The 23,910-nt window shown below is 70.8% G+C and carries 23 protein-coding genes; 15 read left to right on the forward strand and 8 right to left on the reverse strand.

Features of this window, described 5'->3' with window-relative positions:
* Window positions 1–10 precede the first annotated feature (10 nt).
* Genes P0592_RS02455 through P0592_RS02465 form a run of 3 tightly spaced genes read left to right on the forward strand, consistent with a single transcriptional unit; the run spans window position 11 to window position 3,975 of the window.
* Entirely contained in the window at window positions 11–1,096 is a 1,086-nt protein-coding gene (locus tag P0592_RS02455; protein ID WP_276272680.1) for a thiamine ABC transporter substrate-binding protein, read from the forward strand.
* Between the two features lies 1 nt (window position 1,097).
* Complete coding sequence (locus P0592_RS02460; protein WP_276272681.1) at window positions 1,098–2,912, forward strand: ABC transporter permease; 1,815 nt, start codon at window positions 1,098–1,100, stop codon at window positions 2,910–2,912.
* Window positions 2,902–3,975, forward strand: coding sequence for an ABC transporter ATP-binding protein (locus P0592_RS02465; protein WP_419181112.1), 1,074 nt, complete (start codon window positions 2,902–2,904; stop codon window positions 3,973–3,975). Before P0592_RS02460 ends, P0592_RS02465 begins: the two co-directional genes overlap by 11 nt.
* A 90-nt stretch (window positions 3,976–4,065) precedes the next feature.
* On the opposite strand, the gene P0592_RS02470 is transcribed toward P0592_RS02465, so the two are convergent.
* Together P0592_RS02470 and P0592_RS02475 are read right to left on the reverse strand one after the other, a co-directional pair.
* Window positions 4,066–4,329 carry a HalOD1 output domain-containing protein gene (locus tag P0592_RS02470; protein ID WP_276272683.1) on the reverse strand — a complete coding sequence of 88 codons (264 nt, stop codon included), beginning with the start codon at window positions 4,327–4,329 and terminating at the stop codon, window positions 4,066–4,068.
* Window positions 4,326–4,721, reverse strand: coding sequence for a hypothetical protein (locus tag P0592_RS02475; RefSeq protein WP_276272684.1), 396 nt, complete (start codon window positions 4,719–4,721; stop codon window positions 4,326–4,328). The genes P0592_RS02470 and P0592_RS02475 overlap by 4 nt, the downstream gene beginning before the upstream one ends.
* A 156-nt stretch (window positions 4,722–4,877) precedes the next feature.
* On the opposite strand from P0592_RS02475, the gene P0592_RS02480 reads away from it, so the two are divergent.
* From P0592_RS02480 to P0592_RS02490, 3 genes are all read left to right on the forward strand, one after another.
* Window positions 4,878–5,978, forward strand: coding sequence for a CapA family protein (locus P0592_RS02480; protein ID WP_276272685.1), 1,101 nt, complete (start codon window positions 4,878–4,880; stop codon window positions 5,976–5,978).
* Window positions 5,979–6,057: 79 nt separating this feature from the next.
* The gene (locus tag P0592_RS02485) at window positions 6,058–6,672 is read left to right on the forward strand and encodes a translation initiation factor IF-2 subunit beta (protein WP_276272686.1); all 615 of its coding nucleotides are present in this window, start codon (window positions 6,058–6,060) and stop codon (window positions 6,670–6,672) included.
* 58 nt (window positions 6,673–6,730) lie between these two features.
* The gene (locus tag P0592_RS02490) at window positions 6,731–7,144 is read left to right on the forward strand and encodes a hypothetical protein (protein WP_276272687.1); all 414 of its coding nucleotides are present in this window, start codon (window positions 6,731–6,733) and stop codon (window positions 7,142–7,144) included.
* Between the two features lie 11 nt (window positions 7,145–7,155).
* Here the strand turns inward: P0592_RS02490 and cysK are convergent, their stop codons facing one another.
* The 3 genes from cysK to P0592_RS02505 form a co-directional block, all read right to left on the reverse strand.
* Complete coding sequence (cysK, locus tag P0592_RS02495; RefSeq protein WP_276272688.1) at window positions 7,156–8,085, reverse strand: cysteine synthase A; 930 nt, start codon at window positions 8,083–8,085, stop codon at window positions 7,156–7,158.
* Window positions 8,086–8,150: 65 nt separating this feature from the next.
* Window positions 8,151–8,720 (reverse strand): hypothetical protein, encoded by a 570-nt coding sequence (locus tag P0592_RS02500; RefSeq protein WP_276272689.1) that lies wholly within the window; start codon window positions 8,718–8,720, stop codon window positions 8,151–8,153.
* Window positions 8,721–8,769: 49 nt separating this feature from the next.
* Window positions 8,770–9,480 carry an SOS response-associated peptidase gene (locus P0592_RS02505; protein WP_276272690.1) on the reverse strand — a complete coding sequence of 237 codons (711 nt, stop codon included), beginning with the start codon at window positions 9,478–9,480 and terminating at the stop codon, window positions 8,770–8,772.
* Window positions 9,481–9,554: 74 nt separating this feature from the next.
* Here P0592_RS02505 and P0592_RS02510 point away from each other — a divergent pair, with 74 nt between their 5' ends.
* Window positions 9,555–10,439, forward strand: a complete 885-nt coding sequence (locus tag P0592_RS02510) for an aldo/keto reductase (RefSeq protein WP_276272691.1) — start codon at window positions 9,555–9,557, stop codon at window positions 10,437–10,439.
* 2 nt (window positions 10,440–10,441) lie between these two features.
* Window positions 10,442–11,179, forward strand: a complete 738-nt coding sequence (locus P0592_RS02515) for a class I SAM-dependent methyltransferase (protein WP_276272692.1) — start codon at window positions 10,442–10,444, stop codon at window positions 11,177–11,179.
* 23 nt (window positions 11,180–11,202) lie between these two features.
* On the opposite strand, the gene P0592_RS02520 is transcribed toward P0592_RS02515, so the two are convergent.
* Together P0592_RS02520 and btuC are read right to left on the reverse strand one after the other, a co-directional pair.
* Complete coding sequence (locus P0592_RS02520) at window positions 11,203–12,414, reverse strand: heme ABC transporter ATP-binding protein (RefSeq protein ID WP_336406670.1); 1,212 nt, start codon at window positions 12,412–12,414, stop codon at window positions 11,203–11,205.
* A gap of 32 nt (window positions 12,415–12,446) precedes the next feature.
* The gene (btuC, locus tag P0592_RS02525) at window positions 12,447–13,517 is read right to left on the reverse strand and encodes a vitamin B12 ABC transporter permease BtuC (RefSeq protein WP_276272694.1); all 1,071 of its coding nucleotides are present in this window, start codon (window positions 13,515–13,517) and stop codon (window positions 12,447–12,449) included.
* A 59-nt stretch (window positions 13,518–13,576) separates the two neighbouring features.
* Here btuC and P0592_RS02530 point away from each other — a divergent pair, with 59 nt between their 5' ends.
* The 7 genes from P0592_RS02530 (at window position 13,577) to P0592_RS02560 (ending at window position 21,842) form a co-directional block, all read left to right on the forward strand.
* Window positions 13,577–14,674, forward strand: coding sequence for a PGF-CTERM-anchored ABC transporter substrate-binding protein (locus P0592_RS02530; RefSeq protein WP_276272695.1), 1,098 nt, complete (start codon window positions 13,577–13,579; stop codon window positions 14,672–14,674).
* A gap of 270 nt (window positions 14,675–14,944) precedes the next feature.
* A complete protein-coding gene (locus tag P0592_RS02535) occupies window positions 14,945–16,861 on the forward strand; it encodes an ABC transporter substrate-binding protein (protein WP_276272696.1) in 1,917 nt (638 codons plus the stop codon).
* Between the two features lie 12 nt (window positions 16,862–16,873).
* Window positions 16,874–17,833, forward strand: a complete 960-nt coding sequence (locus tag P0592_RS02540; RefSeq protein ID WP_276272697.1) for an ABC transporter permease — start codon at window positions 16,874–16,876, stop codon at window positions 17,831–17,833.
* A gap of 2 nt (window positions 17,834–17,835) precedes the next feature.
* A complete protein-coding gene (locus tag P0592_RS02545; protein WP_276272698.1) occupies window positions 17,836–18,876 on the forward strand; it encodes an ABC transporter permease in 1,041 nt (346 codons plus the stop codon).
* Window positions 18,873–19,940, forward strand: coding sequence for an ABC transporter ATP-binding protein (locus P0592_RS02550; protein WP_276272699.1), 1,068 nt, complete (start codon window positions 18,873–18,875; stop codon window positions 19,938–19,940). The genes P0592_RS02545 and P0592_RS02550 overlap by 4 nt, the downstream gene beginning before the upstream one ends.
* Window positions 19,930–21,264, forward strand: a complete 1,335-nt coding sequence (locus P0592_RS02555) for an ABC transporter ATP-binding protein (protein ID WP_276272700.1) — start codon at window positions 19,930–19,932, stop codon at window positions 21,262–21,264. The genes P0592_RS02550 and P0592_RS02555 overlap by 11 nt, the downstream gene beginning before the upstream one ends.
* Before the next feature lie 41 nt (window positions 21,265–21,305).
* Window positions 21,306–21,842, forward strand: coding sequence for a DUF7974 family protein (locus tag P0592_RS02560; protein ID WP_276272701.1), 537 nt, complete (start codon window positions 21,306–21,308; stop codon window positions 21,840–21,842).
* Here the strand turns inward: P0592_RS02560 and P0592_RS02565 are convergent.
* On the reverse strand, window positions 21,839–23,815 hold the full coding sequence (locus P0592_RS02565; RefSeq protein WP_276272702.1) for a PAS domain-containing protein: 1,977 nt from the start codon (window positions 23,813–23,815) through the stop codon (window positions 21,839–21,841). The genes P0592_RS02560 and P0592_RS02565 overlap by 4 nt on opposite strands.
* Between the last annotated feature and the right edge of the window lie 95 nt (window positions 23,816–23,910).

Below are 23,910 nucleotides of genomic sequence, written 5' to 3' on the forward strand. Positions count from 1 at the left end.
CCACTGGGTGATGGATAGACGGCGATTCCTCACGGCGAGCGGTGCCGCGGCGGCGGGACTACTGGCCGGCTGTACGGGCTTCGGCGGGTCGGACGAGAGCGGCGGGACCACGACCGGGACGGCCGGCGACGACGGGCCGACGCTGGTGGTCGCGACCTACGGGTCGTTCATCGACGCGCCCTCCTCCAGTCCGGGGGCGTGGCTCAAGCAGCGCTTCGAGAGCGAGTTCGACGCGAGCGTCGTCTGGCAGACGCCGACCAACGAGGTCAACCACTTCATCGAGCGCCGGAAGGCCGGCGTCGACGTCGAGGCGGACGTCTACGTCGGCCTCAGCGCCGACGACCTGGTGCGCATCGACGCCACGCTCGAGGAGGGGCTGTTCGCCGAGGCCGGCGACGTCGGCGACGGCGACGTCAAGGACGGCCTGCGGTTCGACCCCGCCGGCCGGGCCGTCCCGTTCGACACCGGCTACGTCAGCCTCGTCTACGACGGGACCCGGATGACCGCGCCCGACGGCTTCGAGGGGCTGCTGGCCGAGGAGTTCGCGGGCGACCTCATCACGCAGAACCCCAGCAGCTCCGACACCGGCCGGGCGTTCCTGCTCCACACCGTCGAGGAGTTCGGCCCGGACGGCTACCTCGACTACTGGGCGGACCTGCAGGCCAACGACGTCCGCGTGCTGGGGTCGTGGGACGACGCCTACAGCGCGTGGTCGGAGGGCGAGGCCCCGATGGTCACCTCCTACTCGACCGACCGGGTGTACGCCAACCGCTACGACCAGAACCTGGAGAAACACCGCGTCCGCTTCCTCAACGACGAGGGGTACGCCAACCCCGAGGGGATGGCCGTCTTCGCGGGGACGAACCGGCCGGACCTTGCCCGGCAGTTCGTACGGTTCATGCTCCGGCCGGAGGTCCAGGGCGAGATCGCCGTCCGGAACGTCGCCTTCCCGGCGACGACCGACGCCGCGCTGCCCGAGAGCTACGCGAAGTACGCGCTCGAACCCCCGACGCCGGTGACGTTCACCTACGAGGAGCTGCAGGGGTCGGTCGGCGGCTGGATCGAGGACTGGAGCCAGCAGTTCGCACAGAACTGACGTGGCCGACGCCACCGACGGGACGGCGTCCGAGCGCGGTCGCCACCGGCGGGTCCGGGCCGCCGCCGAACGCTGGGCGCTGCCCGCGCTGGCCGCCGGGACCGTCGCGCTCCTGCTGGTCGTCTTCTACTACCCGGTGGCCACGGTGCTCGTCGACAGCGTCCTCGTCGGCGGCCGGCTCACGCTCTCGGTGTACCGGCGGCTGCTGACCGACGTCTTCTACGCGGGCGAGTTCGCCCGTCTGTTGACGGGGACGCCGCCGTCGGTCGTCGTGCGGGCGCTGACCGACCCCGACCCCCGGCTCGGCGTGATCGGGTTCACGGCCTACCAGGCCGCCGTCTCGACGGTCGCCAGCGTCGCGCTCGGCCTGCCGGGGGCGTACCTGCTGGCGCGCTACGAGTTCCCCGGCCGGCAGACGCTGCGGTCGCTGACGATCCTGCCGTTCGTGCTGCCGCCGATCATGGTCGCCGTCGGCTTCGTCGCCACGTTCGGCCGGACCGGGACGCTCAACGGCGTCCTGACGGCGCTCGGACTGGAGCGGGTGACGCTGCTGTTCACGCTGGAGGCCGTCGTCGTCGCCCACGCCTTCTACAACGCGCCGCTGGTCGCGCGGGTGACGACGGCGGCCTGGGAGAGCGTCGACGCGAGTGCCGTCGAGACGGCCCGCAGCCTCGGTGCCGGCCCCCGGCGGGCGTTCCTGGACGTGGTGGCCCCGCAGCTGTACCCGGCCGTGCTGATGGGCGCGGCGCTGACGTTCGTGTTCACCTTCGGCAGCTTCCCGATCGTGCTGGCCCTTGGCGGGTTCCGGCTGGCGACGGTGGAGGTGTTCGTCTACCAGCTCGTTCGCGACCTCCAGTACGCCGAGGCGGCCGCCCTGGCCGTCGTCGAACTGGCCATCTCGCTGGGCCTGCTGTACGGCTACCTCCGCTACGAGGCCCGCCACAGCACGCGGGCGCGGGGCATCCGCCCGCTCCCGCGGCGGCCGCTCCGGCCGCCCTCGCTGTCGGTCGGGGAACTGCTTCCCCGGGTCGGACTGGCGGCCTACGCCGTCGCGGCGCTGGCGGTGTTCGTCGCCCCCGTCGCGAGCATGGTGCTCGCCAGCGTGACCGGCCCGGACGGGCTGACGCTGGCCCACTACCGCTTCCTCGTCGAGCGACAGTCGACGGCGGCGACGTTCCAGGTCCAGCCGTGGGACGCGGTGGTGAACTCGCTGGTCTTCGGCGTCGGGTCGCTGCTGGTCGCGCTCCCGATGGGCGTCGTCGTGGCGGTCCTGACGACCCGCGACTACCGGGGTCGGAAGGTCGTCGACGCGGTCGCGATGGCACCGCTGGCCGTCTCCAGCATCGTCGTCGGCCTCGGGCTGCTCCGGGGGCTGGTGTTCGGCGTCGAGGTGAGCGGCACCCGACTAGCCGTCGGCGGGGCCGTCGCCATCGTCGCGGCCCACGCCGTCTCCGGCTACCCGTTCGTCGTCCGCACCGTCGCGCCCGGGCTGGAGTCGCTCGACCGCTCGCTCGTCGAGTCCGCCCGCGCCCTGGGCGCGCCGCGGGCGCGGGTGCTGACCGACGTCGAGTTGCCGCTGGTCTGGCCCGGCGTCGTCGCCGGCGCGGCGTTCGCGTTCGCGCTCTCGGTCGGGGAGTTCTCGGCGACGGTGATCCTGGCGACCGGCACCGACCAGTTCACGATGCCCGTCGCCATCGAGCGGTTCATCGGCCGCCGGCTCGGCCCGGCGACGGCGATGGGCGTCGTCCTGCTGGTCGTGACCAGCGTCAGTTTCGTCGTCATCGACCGGGTGGGGGGTGCGGACGGTGGGCTCTGAGCCGCCCGCCGTCGAGCTGGACGGCGTGACCCGCGAGTACGGGGACACGACGGCGCTCGACGACGTCTCGGTGTCGGTCCGCGAGGGCGAGTTCTTCACGCTCGTCGGTCCCTCGGGCTGCGGGAAGACGACGACGCTGCGTCTGCTCGCGGGGTTCGAGACCCCCGACGACGGGCGCGTCCGGTTCGGCGGCGACGCCGTCGACGGGGTGCCACCGGAGGACCGGGACGTGGGCGTCGTCTTTCAGAACTACGCCCTGTTCCCGCACATGAGCGTCGGCGAGAACGTCGCCTACGGCCTGCGGTTCGCGGACCCGCCCGGCGGGGCGAGCCGCGGCGAGCGGGTGGCGGAGCTGCTCGACCTGGTGGACCTGCCCGACGCCGCCGACCGGGACCCGGACACGCTGTCGGGCGGGCAACAGCAGCGGGTGGCGATGGCCCGCGCGCTCGCGCCGGGCCCGGACGTCCTGCTGCTCGACGAGCCGATGAGCGCCCTGGACGCGAAGCTCCGGGAGCGCCTGCGGGTGCAGGTCCGCGAGATCCAGCGGGAGCTGGGCATCACCACCGTCTACGTCACCCACGACCAAGAGGAGGCCCTGGCCGTCTCGGACCGCGTCGCCGTCGTCGACGACGGCCGCGTCGAGCAGGTCGGGCCACCGCGGGAGATCTACCGCCGGCCAGCCACGCGGTTCGTCGCGGAGTTCGTCGGCGACAACAACGTCCTGACGGGCCGGGTCGGGGCGGTCGAGACGGGGCCGGACGGGCCGGTCGCGGCCCTGGAAGTTCAGGGCGAGCGGCTGACGGTGGGGCTGAGCGAGGGGACCGACGTGAGCGCGGGCGACCGCCTGACCATCTGTGTCCGGCCGGAGCGACTGACGCTCGGCGAGGGGACGACGACGCTGTCGGCGACGGTCACCAGCGCGGAGTTCCTCGGCGAGTCGACCCGCGTCCACCTCGACTGGCGCGGGCAGGCGCTCCGGCTGCGGACGGTCGACCCGCCGGCGGAGTCGGTGACGGTCGGTTTCGATCCCGGGGACGCCCACGTCATCGGCGTGAACGAGTAGGGGGACGACCCACGCCGCGGACGCGCTGGCCGAGGGGCACAACGTCGACGACGACCGCCGGGAGTGAGCGGACCCGGCCGCCGCCGGGCGTCAGGACTCCTCGACCAGAGAGTCCTCGAGCCGGCGGACGACCGTCCCGTCGACGGTGACGCGTCCGTCCCCGTCGATCGCCACCTCGTGGTCGTGGACGGTGACGGTGAGCGTCCAGTCGACGTTGTCCATCGCCAGCAGCTGCCGGACGGCGTCCGTGTCGACGTACTCCCCGAGGGAGTAGCCGAGCGCGTGTGGCGACGTCCCCTCGACCTCGGCGATGGCCCGCGCGAGCACGACGGTCGGGTCGTGGTCCTCGCTCATGGTTCACCCCGACGCCGCTCCTCCAGGCGCTGACACCCCTCGGTGAGCTGTGGAGGCAACTCCGTGGCGTAGTCCTGCAGCGCCGCGAACACGACCGCGACCTCCTCGAAGGCCGGCCCCCGTTCGACGGTGAACGGCTCGCGTTCCCACCGGACGTAGTCGCCGCGGGCCAGCACCGGGAGGTGCGAGTGGACGAGTTCGACGGTCAGTTCCTCCGGGTCCCGGCGCAGGTACGACGGGTTGGCCGCCTCCGGCAGCGAGAGCGCCCGGTCCGGCGGCGCTTCCTCGAGGGCGACGACGATCTGTCTGCGCGGCTCGGCCGACAGCGTCTGGAAGACCCGGTCCCAGCGGTCGATCATCGCCTGTTTGGCGTCGTCCGCCAGTTGGTTCATAGACCGTACGTAACGCCGGTGTGAGGATTATTAGTTGGTGTTCACCCACATCATCACAGTACAGTGGCGGCGCGGGTCGACACGCGAGCTCCCCACTACCCGTCGGGCGGACCGGGACACACGGACATTCAAGACCCGCCGTCGCCGATAGCCGGCGTGGCACCGACGAGGCGCTCGCTGCTCGCCGGTTCGCTGGCCGCCCTGGGCGGCTGTCTCGGCGTCGGCCCCGGAGACCGGGCGGCGTGTCCGCCGAGCGTCGACACCGACGAGCGCCGTCGGCTGGCGTTCGCCGGGGACGCGATGCTCGGGCGGAACGTCGACGACGAGTGGGACGGCCGCGACCCCGCCGGCGTCTGGGGCGGCCTCCGGGAACGGCTCCGGGCCGCCGACGGGCTCCTGTTGAACCTGGAGTGTTGTGTCTCCGACCGCGGCGAGCCGCGACCCGGCCGGACCTTCCACTTCCGGGCCGGACCCGACTGGGCGGTCCCCGCTCTGGAGGCCGCCGGGACCGTCTTCGCCAGCCTCGCGAACAACCACGTGCTGGACTTCGGCCGGGCGGCGTTCGCCGACACGCTCGCCCACCTCGACGACGCCGGGATCCCGGCGGCGGGAGCCGGCCCCGACCGCCGGGCGGCGTTCGCGCCGACGACGTTCACCGCCGGGGACCTCGACGTGGCCGTCGTCGCCGTCACCGACCGATCGCCGAGTTACGCCGCCCGCGCGAACGCGCCGGGGACGGCCTACGCGCCGCTACGGGTCGACGACACCCTGACCCGGAACTGGGTCGGTGACGCGCTCGCGCGGGCCCGCGAGACGGACCCGGACCTGCTGGTCGCGTCGCTGCACTGGGGGCCGAACTGGGAGGCCCGCCCCTCGGATGCCCAGCGGCGGTTCGCCCGGTGGCTGATCGACCGGGGCGTCGACGTCGTCCACGGCCACAGCGCCCACGTGATCCAGGGCGTCGAGACCTACCGCGGCCGGCCGATCGTCTACGACGCCGGCGACATCGTCGACGACTACCTCGTCAAGGAGGGGCTGCACAACGACCGGAGCTTCCTGTTCGAGCTGGTCGTCGACGACGGGACACTGAAGGCGCTGGACCTCGTCCCCGTCCGGATCGCCGACAACTCGGTGGGGCTCGCCGGCGAGCGCGCGGCTCGGTGGCTCCGCGACCGGATGGGCTCGCTCTCTGCGCCGTTCGGGACGACCGTCGAGCGACGTGGCGCGGGCCTCCGCATTCCACTGGGGGAGTGCTGAGGGCCGGTCGCCGGGGGGCGTCGGCCGGTGCCAGCCGCTGTCACGGAACCCATTTAACGCGGACGCCGCTCTAGCCCGTATGAACTACGACGACGCACTCGACCGAGCGTACGACACGCTCCCCGAACAGCCCGGCGAGGGCGGTGACCGGCTCTCGGTCCCCGACCCCGAGGGACAGACAGACGGCGCGTTCACCCGCCTGACGAACTTAGACGACATCGCCGACGCGCTCTCCCGCGAGCCCCAGCACCTCCACAGCGCCATCCAGCGCGAACTCGGGACCAACGGCCAGTTCGACGGCGGCGAGGCCCGCTACAACGGCTCCTTCGACACGAGCGACTTCCAGTCGGCCATCGACTCCTACATCGCCGAGTTCGTCACCTGCTCGGAGTGTGGCCTGCCCGACACGGTCCTCAAGACGGAGGACGGCGTCGACATGCTCCGCTGTCAGGCCTGCGGGGCCTTCCGTCCGGTCGAGAAGAGCGTCAACACCGGGGGCCAGCAGCAAAAGCCCACGCTGGAGGAGGGCAAGACCTACGAGGTGAAGATCACCGGCACCGGCCGCGAGGGCGACGGCGTCGCCGAGAAGGGGAAGTACACCATCTTCGTCTCCGGGGCCCGCGAGGGCCAGGTCGTCGAGGCCTACATCGACAACATCAGCGGGACGCTGGCGTTCGGCCGCGTCGCGCAGTAGTCCGCCGCGGCTCCGCTTCTCCATCAAGCACTTGCCGGTCGCCGTCGGAGCGCCGTGTATGTCACCGACGAGCGACGGGTCGGGACTTGCCGTCGTCGCGGCGCTCGCGTTCGGACTCGGCCTGGTACAGGCGGCGGCCGGCACGCTCGGCCTGCTCTCCGGCGGTCGCCCGCCCGCGCTCGTGCTGGCGGGCGCGCAGGCAGTGTTGGGCCTCTGCCTCCTCCCGACCGGCGTCGGCGTCCTCCGCCGGCGGCCCTGGGGTCGGGCCCTCGGCGTGGTCGCGTTCGGCGGCGTCGCCGTCGTCCAGTCGCTCCCGCTGCTCGCCGGCGCGACGTTCGCGGTGCCGCTGGTCGGGATCGCGCTCGCAACCGCCTGTTGGCTGTGGCTCCTGCTGGCCGGCGGGGCGTTCCCAGAGGGCGGCGACGACCGGGCGCTGACCGAGGAGACGGACCCACACGAGTTCGTGCGGTGAGCCGGCAGTGACTACGTCCAGAGGTCCGTCGAGAGGTAGCGCTCGCCGGTGTCCGGGAGGACGACGACGACCGTCTCCTCCGGGTTCTCGCCGGCGTACTCGGCGGCGGCGTGCAGCGCCGCGCCCGACGAGATCCCGACCATAGTTCCCTCTTCGGCGGCGAGCCGGCGGGCAGCGGTCCGAGCCTGGTCGGCGCTGGCCGTCCGCACCTCGTCCAGCAGGTCTGTCCGCAACACGTCGGGGACGAACCCCGGCCCGATGCCCTGGATGTCGTGGCTGTCGGGGTCGCCCTCCGAGAGCAGTGTCGAGGACTCGGGTTCGACGGCGACCGAGGTGAGGGACGCGTCCCGCTCTTCTTTCACGTACTCCGAGACGCCGGTGATCGTCCCGCCGGTGCCGACGCCGGCGACGACCGCGTCGACCGCGCCGTCGGTGTCCCGCCAGATCTCCGGACCGGTCGTCTCGCGGTGGGCGCGGGGGTTGGCCTCGTTCTCGAACTGACGAGCGCGGACGGCGTCGTCGGCCGCCGCCAGTTCGTTCGCCCGCTCGATGGCCCCGCTCATCCCGTCGTCGGCCGGCGTCAGTTCCAGCTCCGCGCCCAGCGCCGACAGCAGGCGGCGTCGCTCCTCGCTCATCGACTCCGGCATCGTCAGCACGCAGTCGTAGCCGCGGGCGGCACAGACCATCGCGAGGCCGATCCCGGTGTTGCCGCTCGTGGCCTCGACGACGGTGCCGCCGGGCGGGAGGTCGCCGGACTCGGCGGCCGCCTCGACCATGTACAGCGCGATGCGGTCTTTCACCGAGTAGGGGTTCGCGGCCTCGACCTTCCCCAGCAGGTTCTCGGCGAACGCGTCCAGTCGGACCAGCGGCGTGTCGCCGACGAGGTCGGTGACGCTCGCCGCGACCGTCGGCTCCGTCGGTGCCCGCTGTGGCTGTCGCATACCGGTCGGTAGCGGTCGGGGGCCGCTAACCACTGCCCCGAAGATGTGCGGGCAGCGTCCCGGTGTCAGGCCGACGCCGACCCGTTGGCCCAGGCGCGGTCGGGCCGCTCCGCGAACCGCTGGCAGCCACTCGACAGCGGGCTGGTCACGCTGGCCGAACAGCCGGCGTACCGGCCGTTCTCCAGCCAGAGGACGCGGTAGCCGTGCGCGTCGGGCAGCAGGCCCTCGTCGGACCCGCCCGTCAGCGTCAGCGAGAGGCGGTAGCCGACGGCGGTCTCGCAGTCGGTCGCGGCCTCGTTCCCGCCGTGGGTGTCGAGGTGGACGCGAAACGTGCTGAGGTCCGCGCCGGGCGGTGAGGTCCGCTCCGTCCACACCGAGAGGTCGGCGTCGGGACCCGCAGCCGTGACCGTCCCGCTGCTCGCGATGCGACCGCCGCCGGTGGAGCTGGCGGCGTACTGGAACTCCTCGGCACAGCCGGCACCGGCGCGCTCGAAGCTGGCGACACGAAGCTCCGTCGGACCGGTGTGATCCGAGAACCCCGGGAGGGCGTTCACCGACGGGCCGGCGGCCGCGAGGAGGAGGGCGGCGACGGCGACCGCGAGGAGCGACCGCCGTCGGTCGAGCTCAGGGGGCATACGTGAAACGAGTCCCACGGTCCGGATATGTCTTCCGTCGGCGCGCCGGCTACACCTCGACGGGGTCGATCAGGTCCGGCCGGTCGTTGGCCGGGCTGTTGACCGCCGTGGAGACGGGGTAGGCCCGCAGCGCGCCGTCGTAGGGGTCCAGCAGGTCGGCCACCTCGTCCGTGCCGCCGGTGAGCCACGTCTCCTCCTCCTCGGGGGCGAGGAGCACGGCCATCCGGTGGTGGAGGTCGGCGACCGTCTCGTTCGGTTCGGTCGTGACGACGGTGAACGTCTCGACGACCTCCCGTTCGTCGTCGCCGTAGCCACCGCCGCCGAACTCGCCCAGCCCGGTCTGTCGCTGCGGCGGCTCCCAGCGCTCGTAGAGGCCGGCCATCGCGAACAGGTCGTCGTCGGGGAGCGCGACCCGGTAGGGCTGTTTCCCGCCGTCGCTCCCGGCCCCGTCGACCCACTCGTAGAAGCCGTCCGCGGGCACGAGACAGCGTCGGGCCTCGTAGGCGTCGGCGAACGACCGCCGCTCGGCCAGGGTCTCGGCGCGGGCGTTGATGTACTGGTGGTCCGAGCGGTCGTCGGCCCACGACGGGATCAGGCCCCACTCCATCCGCTGGATGGTGTCGGGTTCGTCGTCGGTCACGACCGGGAGCGACTGGCCGGGAGCGGCGTTGTACCGGGGCTCGAACGCGAAGTCGAACGTCGCGTCGAACCGCCCCTCGATGGCCTCCGGCGGGGCGAACAGGCTGTAGCGGCCACACATAGCTCGGCGTAGGCGACTGCCGACCAAAAGCCTACGCCCATCAACATTTTTACCGCGGCGACCGAGCCGTCTGTATGGAGACTCGACCGCTCGGCGACACCGGGCAGGAGAGCAGCGTCGCGACGTTCGGGGCGATCGCGCTGAACTGGCTGGAACAGGCGGGCGCGAACCACCTCGTCGAACTCGCGCTGGAGTACGGCGTGAACCACTTCGACGTGGCCCCGACCTACGGCGACGCGGAGCTGAAGCTCGGGCCGAAGCTCCGCCAGCACCGCGGGGAGATCTTCCTCGGCTGCAAGACCCAAGAGCGGGGCTACGAGGGGGCCGCGGCCAAGATCGAGCGGTCGCTGGACCGCCTGGGCGTCGACACCATCGATCTCTACCAGATCCACGGGCTGGAGTACGAGTCGGAACTCGACGAGATCACCGGCGCTGACGGGGCGCTGGCGGCGATCCGCGACGCGAAGGACGCCGGCAAGATCGACCACGTCGGCCTGACGAGCCACGCCGATCCCGGGCTCATCACCGACGCCATCGACCGCATCGACGACCTGGAGACGGTGATGTTCCCGCTGAACCCCGTCGTCGCCGGGAAGTCGGGCGAGGAGTACGACTACGAGGCCGTCCTCGAACGGGCCGACGAGGCCGGCGTCGGGACGCTTGGGATCAAGGCCTTCGCCGACGGGTCGTGGCCGCCCGAGGACGACCTGGCCGAGGCCGACCGGCCCTACGCGAACTGGTACCGGCCGGTCGACCGGCCCGACGCGATCCGCGAGCGGTTCGACTTCGCCGCCGCCCGCGGGCTGGACACCGTCGTCACCCCGGGTGACCCGAAACTGGTGGCGATGGTGTTCGACGCCGCCGACCGCTACGAGGGGATGGACGAGTCGACACAGCGGACGCTGATCGAGCGCGCCCGCCACGACGACAGCCCGGTCCCCGAACAGCTCCACCACTGACAGTGGGACGCGACGACCAGTCGTCCGTGCCCGAGACCGTCGAGACCGCACTCGCGGACCGCCCCGTCGAGGGACGCGTCTGTCTGGAGGCCGGGGCCGGCGTCGGCAACGCCACCGCGGGCCTGCTGGCAGCGGGTGCCGAGCGCGTCTACGCCGTCACCGACGATCCCGAACACGCCGCCTCGGTCCGGGAGCGCTGTCGCGACCACGCCGACAGGCTCGTCGTGATCGAGGGCGACCTCCGCCGGACGCCGCTGCCCGACGGGAGCGTCGACCTCGTCACGGCACACGGGCTCTGTAACGTCCTCGACCCGCCGGCGCTGGAGGGGGTCGCGGCCGACCTCACGCGGGTCGCCGCGCCGGACTGTCACCTCGTCGTCGACGACTACGCGCCGCTGCCCGAGGACGCCGCAGTCGCGGACCTCTTCGCCGTCGAGAACGCCGCGACGGAACTGGCGACCGGCCGGCCGATGCTGACGTTCTACCCGGCGTCGCTGCTCCGGTACCTCTTCGACGGCCTCGGCTGGACGTTCGACCGCGAGCGGACGCTGCTCGATCCGGTCCCCTGGACCGCGAGCCACCTCTCGGCCCACGCCGCGGTCACGGTCGACGCCGCCGACCACCTCCCGGTGGCGCTGGGCGACGCCCTCGTCGAGCGGGCCGAGCGCCTCGTCGAGTCCATCGGCGAGGAGTTCACCGGGCGGATGTACAGCCTCGCGATGCGGCTCCCCGAGCAGTGACCGCCGCCCGGTTCTCGCCCCCACTACTCCGTCGGAACCCTCGGACGGTCGCCGTCGTCCCGAGCCGTCGTGCAGGCCTCCGCGACCGCCGTCGGCAGCCCGTCCACGTCCGCGACCGTCGTCCGGCGGGAGTCGACCTCGGGGACGCCCTCGCCCGCGACGGCGACGAGGCGGTCGGCCGCCGAGACGACGGGCCGGTTCCCGTCGCCCACGTCGCCCGCGACGACGACGGCGTCGGCCGCCGCGGCGAGTTCGACCGCACGCTCCCGGGACGCCGCGTCGACGCCGGCGAAGGCCGGGACCGTGACGACCTCGCAGTCCAGCTCCCGGGCGCGCTCGGCGGCGGCGTCGCCGGCCGGGACCACGCCGACGGTCACGGCGGCCCCGGCGGCGGCGAGGCGGGCGACGGCGGCCGCGGCCGCCCGCCCGGTCCCGGCGACGTGGACCGTCCGGTCGAGGGCGGTCCGGTCGGACAGCGGCGTCACCAGCGGCGCGTCGGTGGCCGGCTGGCGGGTCACGAGCGTCTCGGCGTCGAAGGCGGCCGCCAGCGTCTCGTGGGTCAGCACGTCGGCCGGCGGCCCGGCCGCCCGGACCTCGCCGCCGGCCAGCAGGACGAGCTCGTCGCAGTACCGCGCCGCGAGGTTGAGGTCGTGGATGGCCGCGACGGCGGTCTTGCCCTCGCGGACCCGCTCGCGGACGAGATCGAGCGTCCGGACGGCGTGGTTCACGTCGAGGTTCGCCGTCGGCTCGTCCAGCAGGAGGACCGGCGCGGCCTGTGCGAGCGCGCGAGCCAGCAACACCCGCTGGCGCTCCCCGCCCGACAGCGACGTCACGGGCCGGTCGGCGAAGCGCGCGACCTCGGCCCGCTCCATCGCGCGTTCGACGGCGTCGCGGTCCTCGGCGTCCGGCCGGTCGAAGCGGCCCAGGTGGGGGGTCCGCCCCATCTCGACGGCCTGGCGGACGGTGAACTCGAACGACAGCGAGACCGACTGGGGCGTGCTGGCGACCAGCCGGCCGACCGCCCGGGCGGAACAGTCCGCGAGGTCGCGGCCGGCCACCCGAACGGTGCCCGCGTCGGGCGCGAGCGTCGCCCTGAGCGCCCGCAGCAGCGTGGTCTTGCCGGCACCGTTCGGGCCGACGAGGCCGACGATCGAGCCCCGCTCGACGGTCAGGTCCACGTCCGAGAGGACCCGCTGCCCCCCGAGCGCGACCGAGACGCCGGTCGCCTCGACCATCGGGTCCGTCGACGACTCGCCCGCCTCGCCGATCACAGGTCGTGCACCTCCCGCTGGCGGAGGAGATAGAGGAAGAACGGTGCGCCCAGCGCCGCCGTGACGATGCCGACCGGCACCTCGACGGCCCCCGACCGGGCCAGCGTGTCCGTCGCCACGAGGAACGAGGCCCCGGCGACGCCGGCGGTCGGCAGGAGCACCCGGTGGTCCGGGCCGACGACGAGCCGCATCACGTGGGGGACGATGAGGCCGACGAAGCCCACGACGCCGGCGACGGCGACGCCGGCGGCGGTGACCAGCGAGGCCGTCCCCAGCAGGACCCGCTTCGTCCGCTCGACGTCGATCCCGAGGCTCCGGGCGTCCTCCTCGCCCAGTAGCATCACGTTGAGGTCGCGCGCGTACGCGAGTAACACGAGCGTCGGGAGCAGGACCAGCGGCAGCGTCGTCCACACCTCGGGCCAGGTCGCCCCCTTGAGGTGGCCCATCAGCCAGAACAGCGCCCGCCGGATGCTCTCGCCGCTGCGCAAGAGGAGAAACGAGACGACGGCCCCGAGGAACGTCTGGACGGCGACCCCGGCCAGCAGCAGCGTCGCCACCGGCGTCCGCCCGTTCTCGGTCGCGATGAGGTACACCCCGAAGGCGGCCGCCAGCGCGCCCACGAACGCGGCACCGCGGATGCCCAGACCCGTCGGGACGGCCACCGGCGCGACGATGACGCCGACCGCGCCGACGGCCGCGCCCGACGAGACGCCGATGATCGAGGGATCGGCCATCGGGTTCCGGAAGATCCCCTGCATCACGGTCCCGGCGGCCGCGAGCGAGAACCCGACGACCGCACCCAGCAGGATGCGCGGGAGGCGGACCCGCATCACGATCTGTCGGTCGACCTCGTCGACCGGTACCCGGAGGAGCGATCGCGTCGTCACCTCCAGCGTCGGTCCGGAGAGATCGACGGCCGTCGGGACCGCGACCGCGTCGAGCAGGATGGCGGCGATGTCGGTCGGCGGGATCCACACCGGCCCGACGCCGGCGCTGACGATCACGACGGCGGCGAGAAGCACCGCCAGTGCTCCCGACCGACCGAGCGCCCGTCGCCACGCGTGCATAACTACAACCCGACTTGCAGTAGGTAAATATTTATTGCTCCTGTTCCCCCGTGCTGACGATGCGAGGACGCGCACTACTACTCGTTGGAGCACTGCTACTCGCGGCCGTCGCCGGTGCGACGCCGGCAGCCGCCGCGAACGCCGGGCAGACGAGCGGGGATTGCTCGTTCCCGGTGACGATGACCGACGCGACCGGGACCGAGGTGACGCTCGAGGAACGCCCCGAGCGGGTCGTGACGACCAACCCCTCGGCCGCCCAGACGATGTGGGAGATCGGCGGGAAGGAACAGGTCGTCGGGGTGACACAGTACGCGTCGTACCTCGACGGGGCCGACAGCCGGGCGAACGTCTCGGCCGGGTTCGGCGTCAGCGTCGAGGCGGTCGTCGGAGCCGACCCCGACCTCGTCATCGCGCCCAACGCCAGCGCCGGCGACGTGCAGGCCCTGCGTGACGCCGGCCTGACGGTCTACCACCTGTCCCAGGCGACGGACATCGAGGACATCCGTCGGAAGACGACGACCGTCGGTCGGCTCACCGGGAACTGTGCGGGGGCCGCCGAGGCGAACGCCTGGATGACCGCGAACGTCCGGTCGATCGAGAACCTGACCGCCGACGTCGAGGACGAGCCGCGGGTGCTGTACCCCCTGGGTGGCGGGTACGTCGCCGCCGACCGGACCTTCATCGACGCCATCATCGGTGTCGCCGGCGCGGACAACGTCGCCGCCGGGAACTACAGCGGCTACCCGCAACTGAACGACGAGGTCGTTCTCCAACTCGACCCCGAGGTGCTGATCGTGACCGAACGCTCCAGCGGAATCGTCACGCAGGCACCGTACGCGAGCACGACCGCCGGCGAGCGGAACGCGACGGTCCGGCTCCGGACGAGGAACCTGAACCAGCCCGCGCCTCGGAGCGTCGTCAACGCCGTCCACAACGCCACCCGACAGCTCCACCCCGACCGCTACAGCGAGGACAGCTACGTCCCGCGGTCGGCCGTCCAGCGGACCGAGACGACGACTGTGACCGAGACAGCGATCACGACGGAGCCCACCGCGACACCCACCGGCGGGAGCGGACCCGGATTCACCGCCGGCGTCGCCGTCATCGCGCTCTGTCTGTCGGTACTGGCCGCCCGTCGTCGCTCGGGTCGCCGGTAATCGGCAGGAACAAAGGTGTAAAACTTTACTACAGATCAATCGTTTTGATATGATATTTCAGGTTGGAAGAGCAATCAGTAATACGCGGATAGTTGGACATAATACCCGTAACTACAGCGTGAATTTGCGCAAAATTTTTAGTTTAGGGGCGTATTCGTCATCATAGACTACGCGTGATTTCAGATGAGTGATACAAGTTCGCAGGGTCTGATGGACGTACTGTCGCGACGAAACCTTATGCAGACCGCCGCCGGTCTCGGCGTGGCTGCGATGGCAGGCTGCTCGGGGATCGGTGGCGGTGGTGGCGGTGGCGGCGGCGGCATCGACCCCGTACAGGATCGGGTGACGGTCGATCCGGCCGACATCCAGGAGGGCGGGACGTTCCGTGCCGCGCTCGGTTCCGGCGTCGACACGTTCGACCCGCCGGAGAGTTCCTCCGCGAACTCCTCGGTCCACCACAACCTCCTGTACGAGACGATGATCACGACGGACGCCTCCGGGACCATCTATCCGTGGCTCGCCGAGTCCTACGAGCAGACGGAGGTCCAGGACATCCAGCGGACGGCCTACACCGACTACATGAAGGAGGTCTCCTACGCCGAGACCGACGACGGGACCGTCTTCATCGACACGGACCAGCAGATCGTCGTCGAGCACCCGGACAACCCCTCGGACCCGTCCGCCGGCGACACCGCCCAGGTGATGACCGTCGAGGAGGCCCCCGACGCCATCGCCGACGGCACCTTCGGGATGGAGTACGAGTTCCAGCTCCACGAGGGAATCAACTTCGTCAACGGCGAAGAGCTGACCGCCGACAACGTCGTCGCCTCCTACCAGCGCCTCCGTGGCTCGGCGCTGTCCGGCCAGGTCTTCGACTCCCTGCTCGACGTCCAGAGCGACGGCGACTACACCGTCAGGCTCTACGCCCAGATCCCGGACGCTGCCTTCGTCCGTGAGATCGCCGGGTTCAGCATCTACCCGACGGAGATCACGGGCGCACCCGACGAACCGCAGAACGTGCCCCTTGGCGGGATGGACCCGCGCGAGGAGCACGAACCGCTCGGTACCGGTCCCTTCCGGCTGACCGACTACGAGAACGAGAACTACGCGACCTACACGAAGGTCGACGACTACTGGTTCGACACGGAGATGAAAGACTGGTTCGACGGGTCCAGCGAGTTCCCCAACGGACCGGTCGTCGACAAGGTCGACATCGCGGTCATCTCCAGCCCCTCCAGCCGCGCGGCCGCGCTCCAGGAGGGCGAGGTCGACATGGCCCGGGGCCTCTCCTCGAGTACGCTGACCAACTTCCAGGAGTCCGAGGAGTTCCGGACGGCACCGACGGCGGGCGCGGGGTACCTGTTCATGCAGTTCCCCGTGACCCAGGGACCGTGGCAGAACGCCAAGCTCCGCCGCGCGGTGAACAAGCTCATCCCGCGGCCGAGCATCTCCAACAACATCTTCCAGGGCTGGGAGAACCCCGCGTGGGTCCCGCTGCCGCCGCTGGCCGCGGCGACGGGGACGACCGACTACGAGGAGCTGACCGAGGACCTGAAGCCGTACAACACCTACGAGCAGGAGGAGGCCGCGACGATGCTCGACGAGGTCGGCGAGGAGGCCGGCATCGAGTACCCGATCGAGGTCACCATCGAGACCAACTCCGACAACAAGGACCGCGTCCGGGTCGTCGAGCTCATCGCGCAGTCGATGAACCAGGAGATCGACGGGACCCAGTACTTCGACGTCTCGGTCAACACGAAGGAGTTCCTCACCTTCGTCAGCCAGCTCCTGACCGAGAACTACTACAACAAGGGCAAGATCGCCGTCATCGGCCTCTCCGGTGGGTTCGGCCCGCACGGCTACGCCAAGTCCATCCACTCCCCGGAGAACTTCGCCCAGTGTTGTAACTTCCAGAACATCGACATCGAGCGGCTCAACGAGGCGATGCGGAACGCCCGGTACGGTGTCGACGTCGCCGAGGACAAGGAACTCCGGCGTGAGCGGTACAACGACGTCTGGGAGATCGTCCTCGAAGAGAACGCGAACTCCTATATCACTCACAGCACGACCGTCGGTGTCGTCGGCACCGAGGTCAAGGGCTTCAACAGCTACCCGAGCGTCCAGGACATCGTCGGGTACGCGCTGCACAACCCGGCGGACGAACAAATTACGTACCTCGACCGCTAGGCTCGAACCAGAATGAGCCTTCGTCGATTTATCCTCAAGCGAGTGCTGTTGATCTTCCCCCTCCTGTTAGGGGTGTCTATCGTCACGTTCTCGCTGGTGAAGCTCACGCCGGGGAACCCGGTCCAGGTCGCGATCGGACTGAACCCCGACATGGGGCCACAGGAGATCGCCCGCCTCAAGCAACGGTACGGACTGACGAAGCCGGCCTGGCAGCAGTACCTCAACTGGCTGAGCGACATCGTGCTCCACGCGGACTTCGGGACGACCTACGGGGCACGCGAGCAGGAGGTCAGCGAGATCATCGTCAACAAGCTCCCCGAGACCGTCGCCCTGGGTATCTTCGGCTGGGTCTTCGCCGTCGCCATCGCCATCCCGACGGGGATCTACGCCGCCGTCCGGAAGGACGAGCTGGGCGACCACGTCAGCCGGTTCGTCGCGCTGGCGGGGATCTCCCTGCCGAACTTCTGGCTCGGGCTGATGCTCATCCTCATCTTCTCGGTGTCGCTGAACGTCTTCCCGGTGACGGCACCGCGGACGCCGCTGTGGCATCCGAAGACGCTGGCGTTCCTGCTGATGCCGGGGATCACCATCGGGACCGCGTCGGCGTCGAACCTGATGCGGATCATGCGGTCGTCGATGTCCGAGGAGATGAACAAGGAGTACGTCACCGCGGCCCGGGCGAAGGGGCTGCCCGAGCGGACGGTCGTGCTGAAACACGTCCTGCGGAACTCGCTCATCTCGGTGACGACCGTCGCCGCGTTCCTGACGGCCTCGATCGTCGCCGGGTCGGTCGTCGTCGAGACCGTCTTCGGCTGGCGCGGGCTCGGACTGGAACTGATCCGGGCAGTCAGGAACCGGCAGGTCGACCTGATACTGGGTATCACACTCTTTACGGGGACCGCGATCATCCTCGCGAACCTGCTGGCTGACATCCTGTACGCGGTACTGGACCCGCGGATCCGCTACGACTAACTATGTCTACGAAACGAGGACGCATCCAGATAACTGGATTCGACACGGAGCGAGTGACCGACCGCGAGAGCCTGTCGGCCTGGAGCGAAGGGACGGAGCAAGGCGGGACCGAGGGGCGCTGGAAGCGCGCCTGGCGGCGGTTCCGCGAGAACCGCGCGGCGATGCTGGGGGTCTACGTCGTCGCCCTCATGTCGGTGCTGGCACTGCTGTCCCAGCCCGTCGTCGTCTTCGGCATCCCCATCCAGCCGTTCTCCATCGTCCCGTACGAACCGGACCAGATCCTCTACCTGTCGGACCCGAGCCTCGAACGGTTCAACGCGCCGACGCTTGCCCACCCGATGGGGCTGGACGCCAACGGGCGTGACATCCTCTCGCGGCTGCTTGTCGGCGGCCGGATCAGCATCTCCATCGGCTTCGTCGTGGTGTTCATCACCGGCTCGATCGGGATGGCCTACGGCGCGATCGCCGGCTACTACGGCGGGTGGATCGACGAGGTGATGATGCGGTTCGTCGACGTCATCTTCGCGTTCCCCGGCCTGGTGCTGGCGCTGGTCATCGTCGCCCTGCTGGGCGGGGGCTACGTCTCGCTGGTCATCGCGTTCACCGTCCCCGGGTGGGCGAGCTACGCCCGCCTCATCCGCGGGGAGGTGCTGTCGGTCAAGGAAGACGAGTACGTCCTGGCCGCCCGGGCGCTGGGTGCCCGGGACCGCTCGGTCATCTTCCGGCACATCGTCCCCAACGCCCTGGCACCGCTGATCGTGCAGGCGTCGCTGGCGATCGGGACGGTCGTCATCGGCGTCGCCGCGCTCGGGTTCCTCGGGCTGGGCTTCCCGCCCGGCACGCCCGAGTGGGGGACGATGCTGAACCAGACCCGGTCGACCATCATCACCGGACCGGGCGGCACCATCCCCTGGTGGGTGACCATCTTCCCCGGCGGTGCCATCTTCCTGTTCGTGATGTCGATGAACATGATCGGTGACGGCATCAACGACGCGCTAGACGCACAGGAGATCAGCGCCGCCGGCGCGGGAGGTGCCGAATGACGCTGCTGGAGGTGGACGACCTCACCGTCAAGTTCTACACGGAGGACGGGGTCGTCACCGCCGTCGACGACCTCTCCTACCGGATCGAGAGCGGGGAGACCTTCGGCGTCGTCGGCGAGAGCGGGGCCGGCAAGTCCGTCACCGCCCTCTCGCTGATGCGGCTCATCGAGGACCCCGGCCGGATCGAGAGCGGCTCGATCCGGTTCAAGGGCGAGGACATCCTGGAGATGAGCGAGGAGGAGGTCCGCTCCGTGCGGGGCAACGAGATCGCGATGATCTTCCAGGACGCCCAGACCGCGCTCAACCCCGTCTACACCGTCGGCGAGCAGATCTCCGAAGCGATCCGCCACCACCTCGACTACGGCGACGACGAGGCCCGCGACCGGGCCGTCCACCTGCTCGACCGGGTCGGGATCCCCGACGCGGAACACCGCTACGACGACTACCCACACGAGTTCTCCGGCGGGATGCAACAGCGGGCGGTCATCGCGATGGCCCTGTCCTGTGACCCGGACCTGCTCATCGCCGACGAGCCGACGACGGCGCTGGACGTCACCACGGAGGCGAAGATCTTAGACGAGATCCAGGACCTCGCCGACGAGTTCGACACGGCGGTCCAGCTCATCACCCACGACCTCGGCGTCGTCGCGAAGATCTGCGAGCGCGTGATGGTGATGTACGCCGGCGAGACCGTCGAGAAAGCGTCGGTCGAGGACCTCTACTACGACCCCAAACACCCCTACACCGTGGGGCTGATGGGGTCGATCCCGCGCATCGGCGACGAGCGCGAGCGGCTCCAGACCATCCCCGGGACGATGCCGGACCTGGTCGACGTGCCGCCCGGGTGTCCGTTCCACCCGCGGTGCCCGTACGCCGAGGAGTCGTGTGCGCGGACGGAGCCGCCGCTCGTGGACCCCGACACCGGACGGGAGGCCACGCTCGACGACGAGCGAGCGGCCTCCTGTCTCGCCTACACCGGCGACCTCGACGGCGACCTGGACTACGAGGTCCACGTCGAGGGCGAGGAGCCGGTCATCACCGAGGAGGGAACCGATGTCCAGTGACGACCCCATCCTCCGCGTGGAGGGGCTGAAGAAGTACTACGACGCCTCCAGCGGGTTCATCGACGGCCTGCTGGGCGAGTCGCGTGACGTGAAGGCCGTCGACGGCGTCGACATCGACCTCGCCGAGGGCGAGACGCTGGGCGTCGTCGGCGAGTCCGGCTGCGGGAAGACGACCCTGGGCCGGGCACTCCTGCGGCTGACCGAACCCACCGAGGGGTCGGTGTACTACCGCGGCCAGGACCTCACCGAGCTGGGCTCCAGCGAACTCCGGGACCTCCGGAAGGACCTGCAGTACATCTTCCAGGACCCGTTCGCCAGCCTCAATCCGCGACTGACCGTCGGGGACATCATCGGTGAGCCACTGGACATCCACGACATCGCCGACGGCGAGGAGCGCCAGCAGCGCATCTACGACCTGCTGGAGACGGTGGGGCTGAACGCAAGCCACACCAACCGCTACCCCCACGAGTTCTCCGGCGGCCAGCGCCAGCGCATCGGCATCGCCCGCGCGCTGGCGGTCGACCCGGAGGTCATCATCTGCGACGAGCCGGTGTCGGCGCTGGACGTCTCCGTCCAGGCACAGATCCTGAATCTGCTGGAGGACCTGCAAGACGAGTACGGCCTCTCGTACATCTTCATCGCCCACGACCTGAGCGTCGTCGAGCACATCTCCGACCGGATCGCCGTGATGTACCTCGGCGAGATCGCGGAGGTCGGGACGACCGAGGAGATCTTCGAGCCGCCGTACCACCCGTACACGGAGGCGCTGCTGTCGGCGGTGCCCGAACCGGACCCGGCCTGGGAGGGCGAGGAGATCTTCCTCCCCGGGACGGTACCGTCGCCGATGAACCCGCCGTCGGGCTGTCGGTTCCACACCCGCTGCCCGCAGGTCATCCAGCCCGCCGAGTACGACCTCGAACAGCCCGCCTGGCGGTCGGTGATGGACCTGAAACTGCGCGCGGCCGGTGCCGAGGACGTGGACTCCCTGACCGCCGTCACCGAAGACAGCGTCGACGACCCGGTGACGCTGGGTCGGGAGCGGATCGGCGAACTGGTCCGCGAGGAGTTCGACCTCCCCGACCGGCTGTCGGACCCGGCTGCCGAGGACGAGCTCTCCTCGGCCATCGACCGGCTCTCCGACGGCGACATCGAGGGGGCGGCGGCGACGCTCGACGAGGCGTTCGTCTCGCCCTGCGAGCGGGACGAACCCCGCGACGTGGCGATGAGCGACAGTCACGCCATCGCCTGTCACCTCCACGACGACGAGTACGTCGACGACCCGGCCGAGAACGGCGGGACCGACGACGCCGTCGCGGACGACTGACCGACGAAACGTTTTCGCTTCTCCCGCCCGAACGGCCGGTAATGCGCCGCATCTACGAGTCGGACGCCATCGCGCGTGACGACGACGACTCGTTCGCCCCCAACGAGCGCGACGACGACTACTCCCCGTCGGCGATGCGCTCGCTCCCGAGCAGCTCGCTCAGCGGGCTGTTGCTCCCGACGCGGCTCCGACACCGCGCGCTCTCCGTCACCGTCGAGACGCCGGCGTCGACCTACGGAGTGGGCGAGGAGATCCCCATCCGCGTGACCCTGCGGAACCGCTACCCGTTCCCCGTCGTCCTCCGGACGCCGACGCCGCGGCTCTGGAACTGGCACGTCGACGGCGCACCGGAGGCCTCTCGGGTCCCCGAGGCGGTCCCCGAAGAGCCGCGCGAGTTCACGTTCGACCGGAGCGAGCGCAAGCAGTTCCACCGCCGCTGGCGACAGCTGTTCAAGGTGACCGACCGGGAGTGGGAGGACGCCGCCCCCGGGGAGTACACCATCGGGGCGTACCTCGACGTCGACGACCCCGAGGAGAAGGGCCTGGCCGACGAGACGACCGTCCGGATCGAGCGTTAGGGCGACCGCGTGCCGACCGCTCCGCGGTGGGACCGGTCGTCGCGCTCGGCGCGGGGATCGTCGGGAGGCGCGGCGAGCCGGACGGTGACGGTCGTCTGTGCGGCGTCGGCGGTCGTCACGGTGCCGCCGAGGCCGGTGACGATCCAGTCGACCAACCGGAACCCCAGACCGGTCCCGTGTTCGAGCTGTGTCTCCCGGCCCGTCTCCAGCGCGAGTCGCTCCGTGTCCTCGATGCCGTCGCCGGCGTCCCGGACGTGGATCGCGACCCGGCCGCCGTCGCGCTCGACGCGGAACGTGACCGGCGGTGCGCCGTGTGTCGCGGCGTTCTCGCCGAGCTCACGGAGGACGGTGCGGAGCCGGTCGGTCGCCATCACGGCGCAGTGGTCGGGCGCGTCGACGCGGATCCCGACCTCGGGGTGCTCCTCGCTGAGTTCGGCGGCGACGCTCGTGACGTCCGCGACGGCGTCGCGCTGGTCGAGTGGCTGAGGGTCCGTCACCGCCGCCTCCAGAGTCCGGGCCTTCTCGCTGAGCGCCGTGAGGTCCGCGGCCGTGGCCTCGATCCGTCTCGCGATGTCGGCGGTCTCGCCGTCGGTCCGCTCGGCGAGCACCTCGGCGTACCCGCCGACCACGGTCATGTCGTTGCGGAGGTTGTGCCGGAGCACACGGTTCAGGACGCCGACGAGCCGCCGCCGGCGCTTCCGGACGGTGACGTCCCGCTGGAAGCCGACGAAGTGGGTCACGTCGCCGTCCTCGTCCGTGACGGGCGCGAGCGTCACCTCGTTCCAGAACGGGGTGCCGTCGGCGCGGTAGTTCAGTAGCTCCGTCCGGACGGGCTCGCGGTCGGCGATCCCCGCGCGGAGCTCCGCGACCGCCGTCTCGTCCGTGTTCGCGCCCTGCAGGAACCGGCAGTTCCGGCCCAGCACGTCGTCGCGGTCGTAGCCGGTCAGGCGCTCGAACTCGGGGTTGGCGTACACCACCGGCAGGTCGTCGTCGGTCGCGTCGGCGATGGTGATCCCGACCGAGGCCGCCTCCAGCGCCCGGCTCTTGACCCGGAGCTCGCGCTCGCGTTCCCGACGGTCGGTGACGTCCCTGACGATGGAGTGGACGTATTCGTCCCCGTCGAGTTCGACGACGTTGGCGCTGATCTCGACGGGCACCGCCGTCCCGTCGCGGCGGGTGACGACGAGCTGTCGCCCGTCGACCCGATCCCAGGTCCCGTCGTCTTCGGTACACCGTTCGAGGACACGCTCGTAGCGCTCCCGGTCGTCGTCCGGGTGGAGGTCGAAGACGGTCCGTTCACGGAGGGCGGCGCGGTCGTAGCCTGTCAGCTCCGCGGCCGTCTCGTTGGCCTCGACGACGGCCCCGGTCTCGGGTTCGATCAGGAGGATCGCGTTCGGTGCCGTCTCGAGCAGGGAGGCGTACTTGTCCTGCGTGTCGCTGAGTTCGCGCTCGCGGGCCGCGAGTTCGCGCTCGTGGGCCGCGCCGTCGAGCGCGCGGCCGATCAGCCGCGCGACGAGCTCCACCAGCAGCTTCTCCTCGGCGTCGAACTCGTCGCCGCGGGCCTCGCGGGAGACGAAACAGACCGTCCCGTAGGTCTCGCCCCGGACGAAGACGGTGGTCCCCAGGTAGCAGTCGAGCCCGTGCTCCTCGTAGGCGGGGTCGTCGGCCCACCCCTGCGCCGGGGCGTCCGAGAGCGCGACCGCGGCGTCCCGCTCGACGGTGCGCCGACAGTAGGTCGTGGTGTGATCGAGCGTCGAGTCCGGCGGGAACAGGTCCGTCGGCCCGCCGACGCTCGCGACGACGGTGTGGGTCCCGTCGGCGTCGAACCGCTGGACGTGCCCGTTCTCGACGCCGAGCGCGTCCCGCGCGGTCGCGAGGAGCCGGCGCTGGGTCTCCGCCAGCGTCAGCTCCTCGTCCTCGACGACCTCGTACAACTGCCGGCGGACCGCCTCGCTGTCTGTATCGGAGGGCATACTGTGGTGGCCCGGTACCACAGCAAAGGGATCGCCGCAAAAACGTCTGGTGCCTAACTGCTATGTGTCCAGCAAACGGCGTGACCGCCCGGCCG

The organism is Haloarcula litorea, from assembly GCF_029338195.1.
Lineage (GTDB): Archaea > Halobacteriota > Halobacteria > Halobacteriales > Haloarculaceae > Haloarcula > Haloarcula litorea.

What these genes read in the sequence shown, in the direction of transcription:
- P0592_RS02455 (WP_276272680.1), top strand. Translation starts at nt 11, where the DNA reads ATGGATAGACGGCGATTCCTCACGGCGAGCGGTGCCGCGGCGGCGGGA.
- P0592_RS02470 (WP_276272683.1), bottom strand. Translation starts at nt 4,329, where the DNA reads ATGAGCGAGGACCACGACCCGACCGTCGTGCTCGCGCGGGCCATCGCC.
- P0592_RS02475 (WP_276272684.1), bottom strand. Translation starts at nt 4,721, where the DNA reads ATGAACCAACTGGCGGACGACGCCAAACAGGCGATGATCGACCGCTGG.
- P0592_RS02485 (WP_276272686.1), top strand. Translation starts at nt 6,058, where the DNA reads ATGAACTACGACGACGCACTCGACCGAGCGTACGACACGCTCCCCGAA.
- P0592_RS02490 (WP_276272687.1), top strand. Translation starts at nt 6,731, where the DNA reads ATGTCACCGACGAGCGACGGGTCGGGACTTGCCGTCGTCGCGGCGCTC.
- cysK (WP_276272688.1), bottom strand. Translation starts at nt 8,085, where the DNA reads ATGCGACAGCCACAGCGGGCACCGACGGAGCCGACGGTCGCGGCGAGC.
- P0592_RS02500 (WP_276272689.1), bottom strand. Translation starts at nt 8,720, where the DNA reads ATGCCCCCTGAGCTCGACCGACGGCGGTCGCTCCTCGCGGTCGCCGTC.
- P0592_RS02505 (WP_276272690.1), bottom strand. Translation starts at nt 9,480, where the DNA reads ATGTGTGGCCGCTACAGCCTGTTCGCCCCGCCGGAGGCCATCGAGGGG.
- P0592_RS02510 (WP_276272691.1), top strand. Translation starts at nt 9,555, where the DNA reads ATGGAGACTCGACCGCTCGGCGACACCGGGCAGGAGAGCAGCGTCGCG.
- P0592_RS02520 (WP_336406670.1), bottom strand. Translation starts at nt 12,414, where the DNA reads ATGGTCGAGGCGACCGGCGTCTCGGTCGCGCTCGGGGGGCAGCGGGTC.
- btuC (WP_276272694.1), bottom strand. Translation starts at nt 13,517, where the DNA reads ATGCACGCGTGGCGACGGGCGCTCGGTCGGTCGGGAGCACTGGCGGTG.
- P0592_RS02530 (WP_276272695.1), top strand. Translation starts at nt 13,577, where the DNA reads ATGCGAGGACGCGCACTACTACTCGTTGGAGCACTGCTACTCGCGGCC.
- P0592_RS02535 (WP_276272696.1), top strand. Translation starts at nt 14,945, where the DNA reads ATGGCAGGCTGCTCGGGGATCGGTGGCGGTGGTGGCGGTGGCGGCGGC.
- P0592_RS02540 (WP_276272697.1), top strand. Translation starts at nt 16,874, where the DNA reads ATGAGCCTTCGTCGATTTATCCTCAAGCGAGTGCTGTTGATCTTCCCC.
- P0592_RS02545 (WP_276272698.1), top strand. Translation starts at nt 17,836, where the DNA reads ATGTCTACGAAACGAGGACGCATCCAGATAACTGGATTCGACACGGAG.
- P0592_RS02550 (WP_276272699.1), top strand. Translation starts at nt 18,873, where the DNA reads ATGACGCTGCTGGAGGTGGACGACCTCACCGTCAAGTTCTACACGGAG.
- P0592_RS02555 (WP_276272700.1), top strand. Translation starts at nt 19,930, where the DNA reads ATGTCCAGTGACGACCCCATCCTCCGCGTGGAGGGGCTGAAGAAGTAC.
- P0592_RS02560 (WP_276272701.1), top strand. Translation starts at nt 21,306, where the DNA reads ATGCGCCGCATCTACGAGTCGGACGCCATCGCGCGTGACGACGACGAC.
- P0592_RS02565 (WP_276272702.1), bottom strand. Translation starts at nt 23,815, where the DNA reads ATGCCCTCCGATACAGACAGCGAGGCGGTCCGCCGGCAGTTGTACGAG.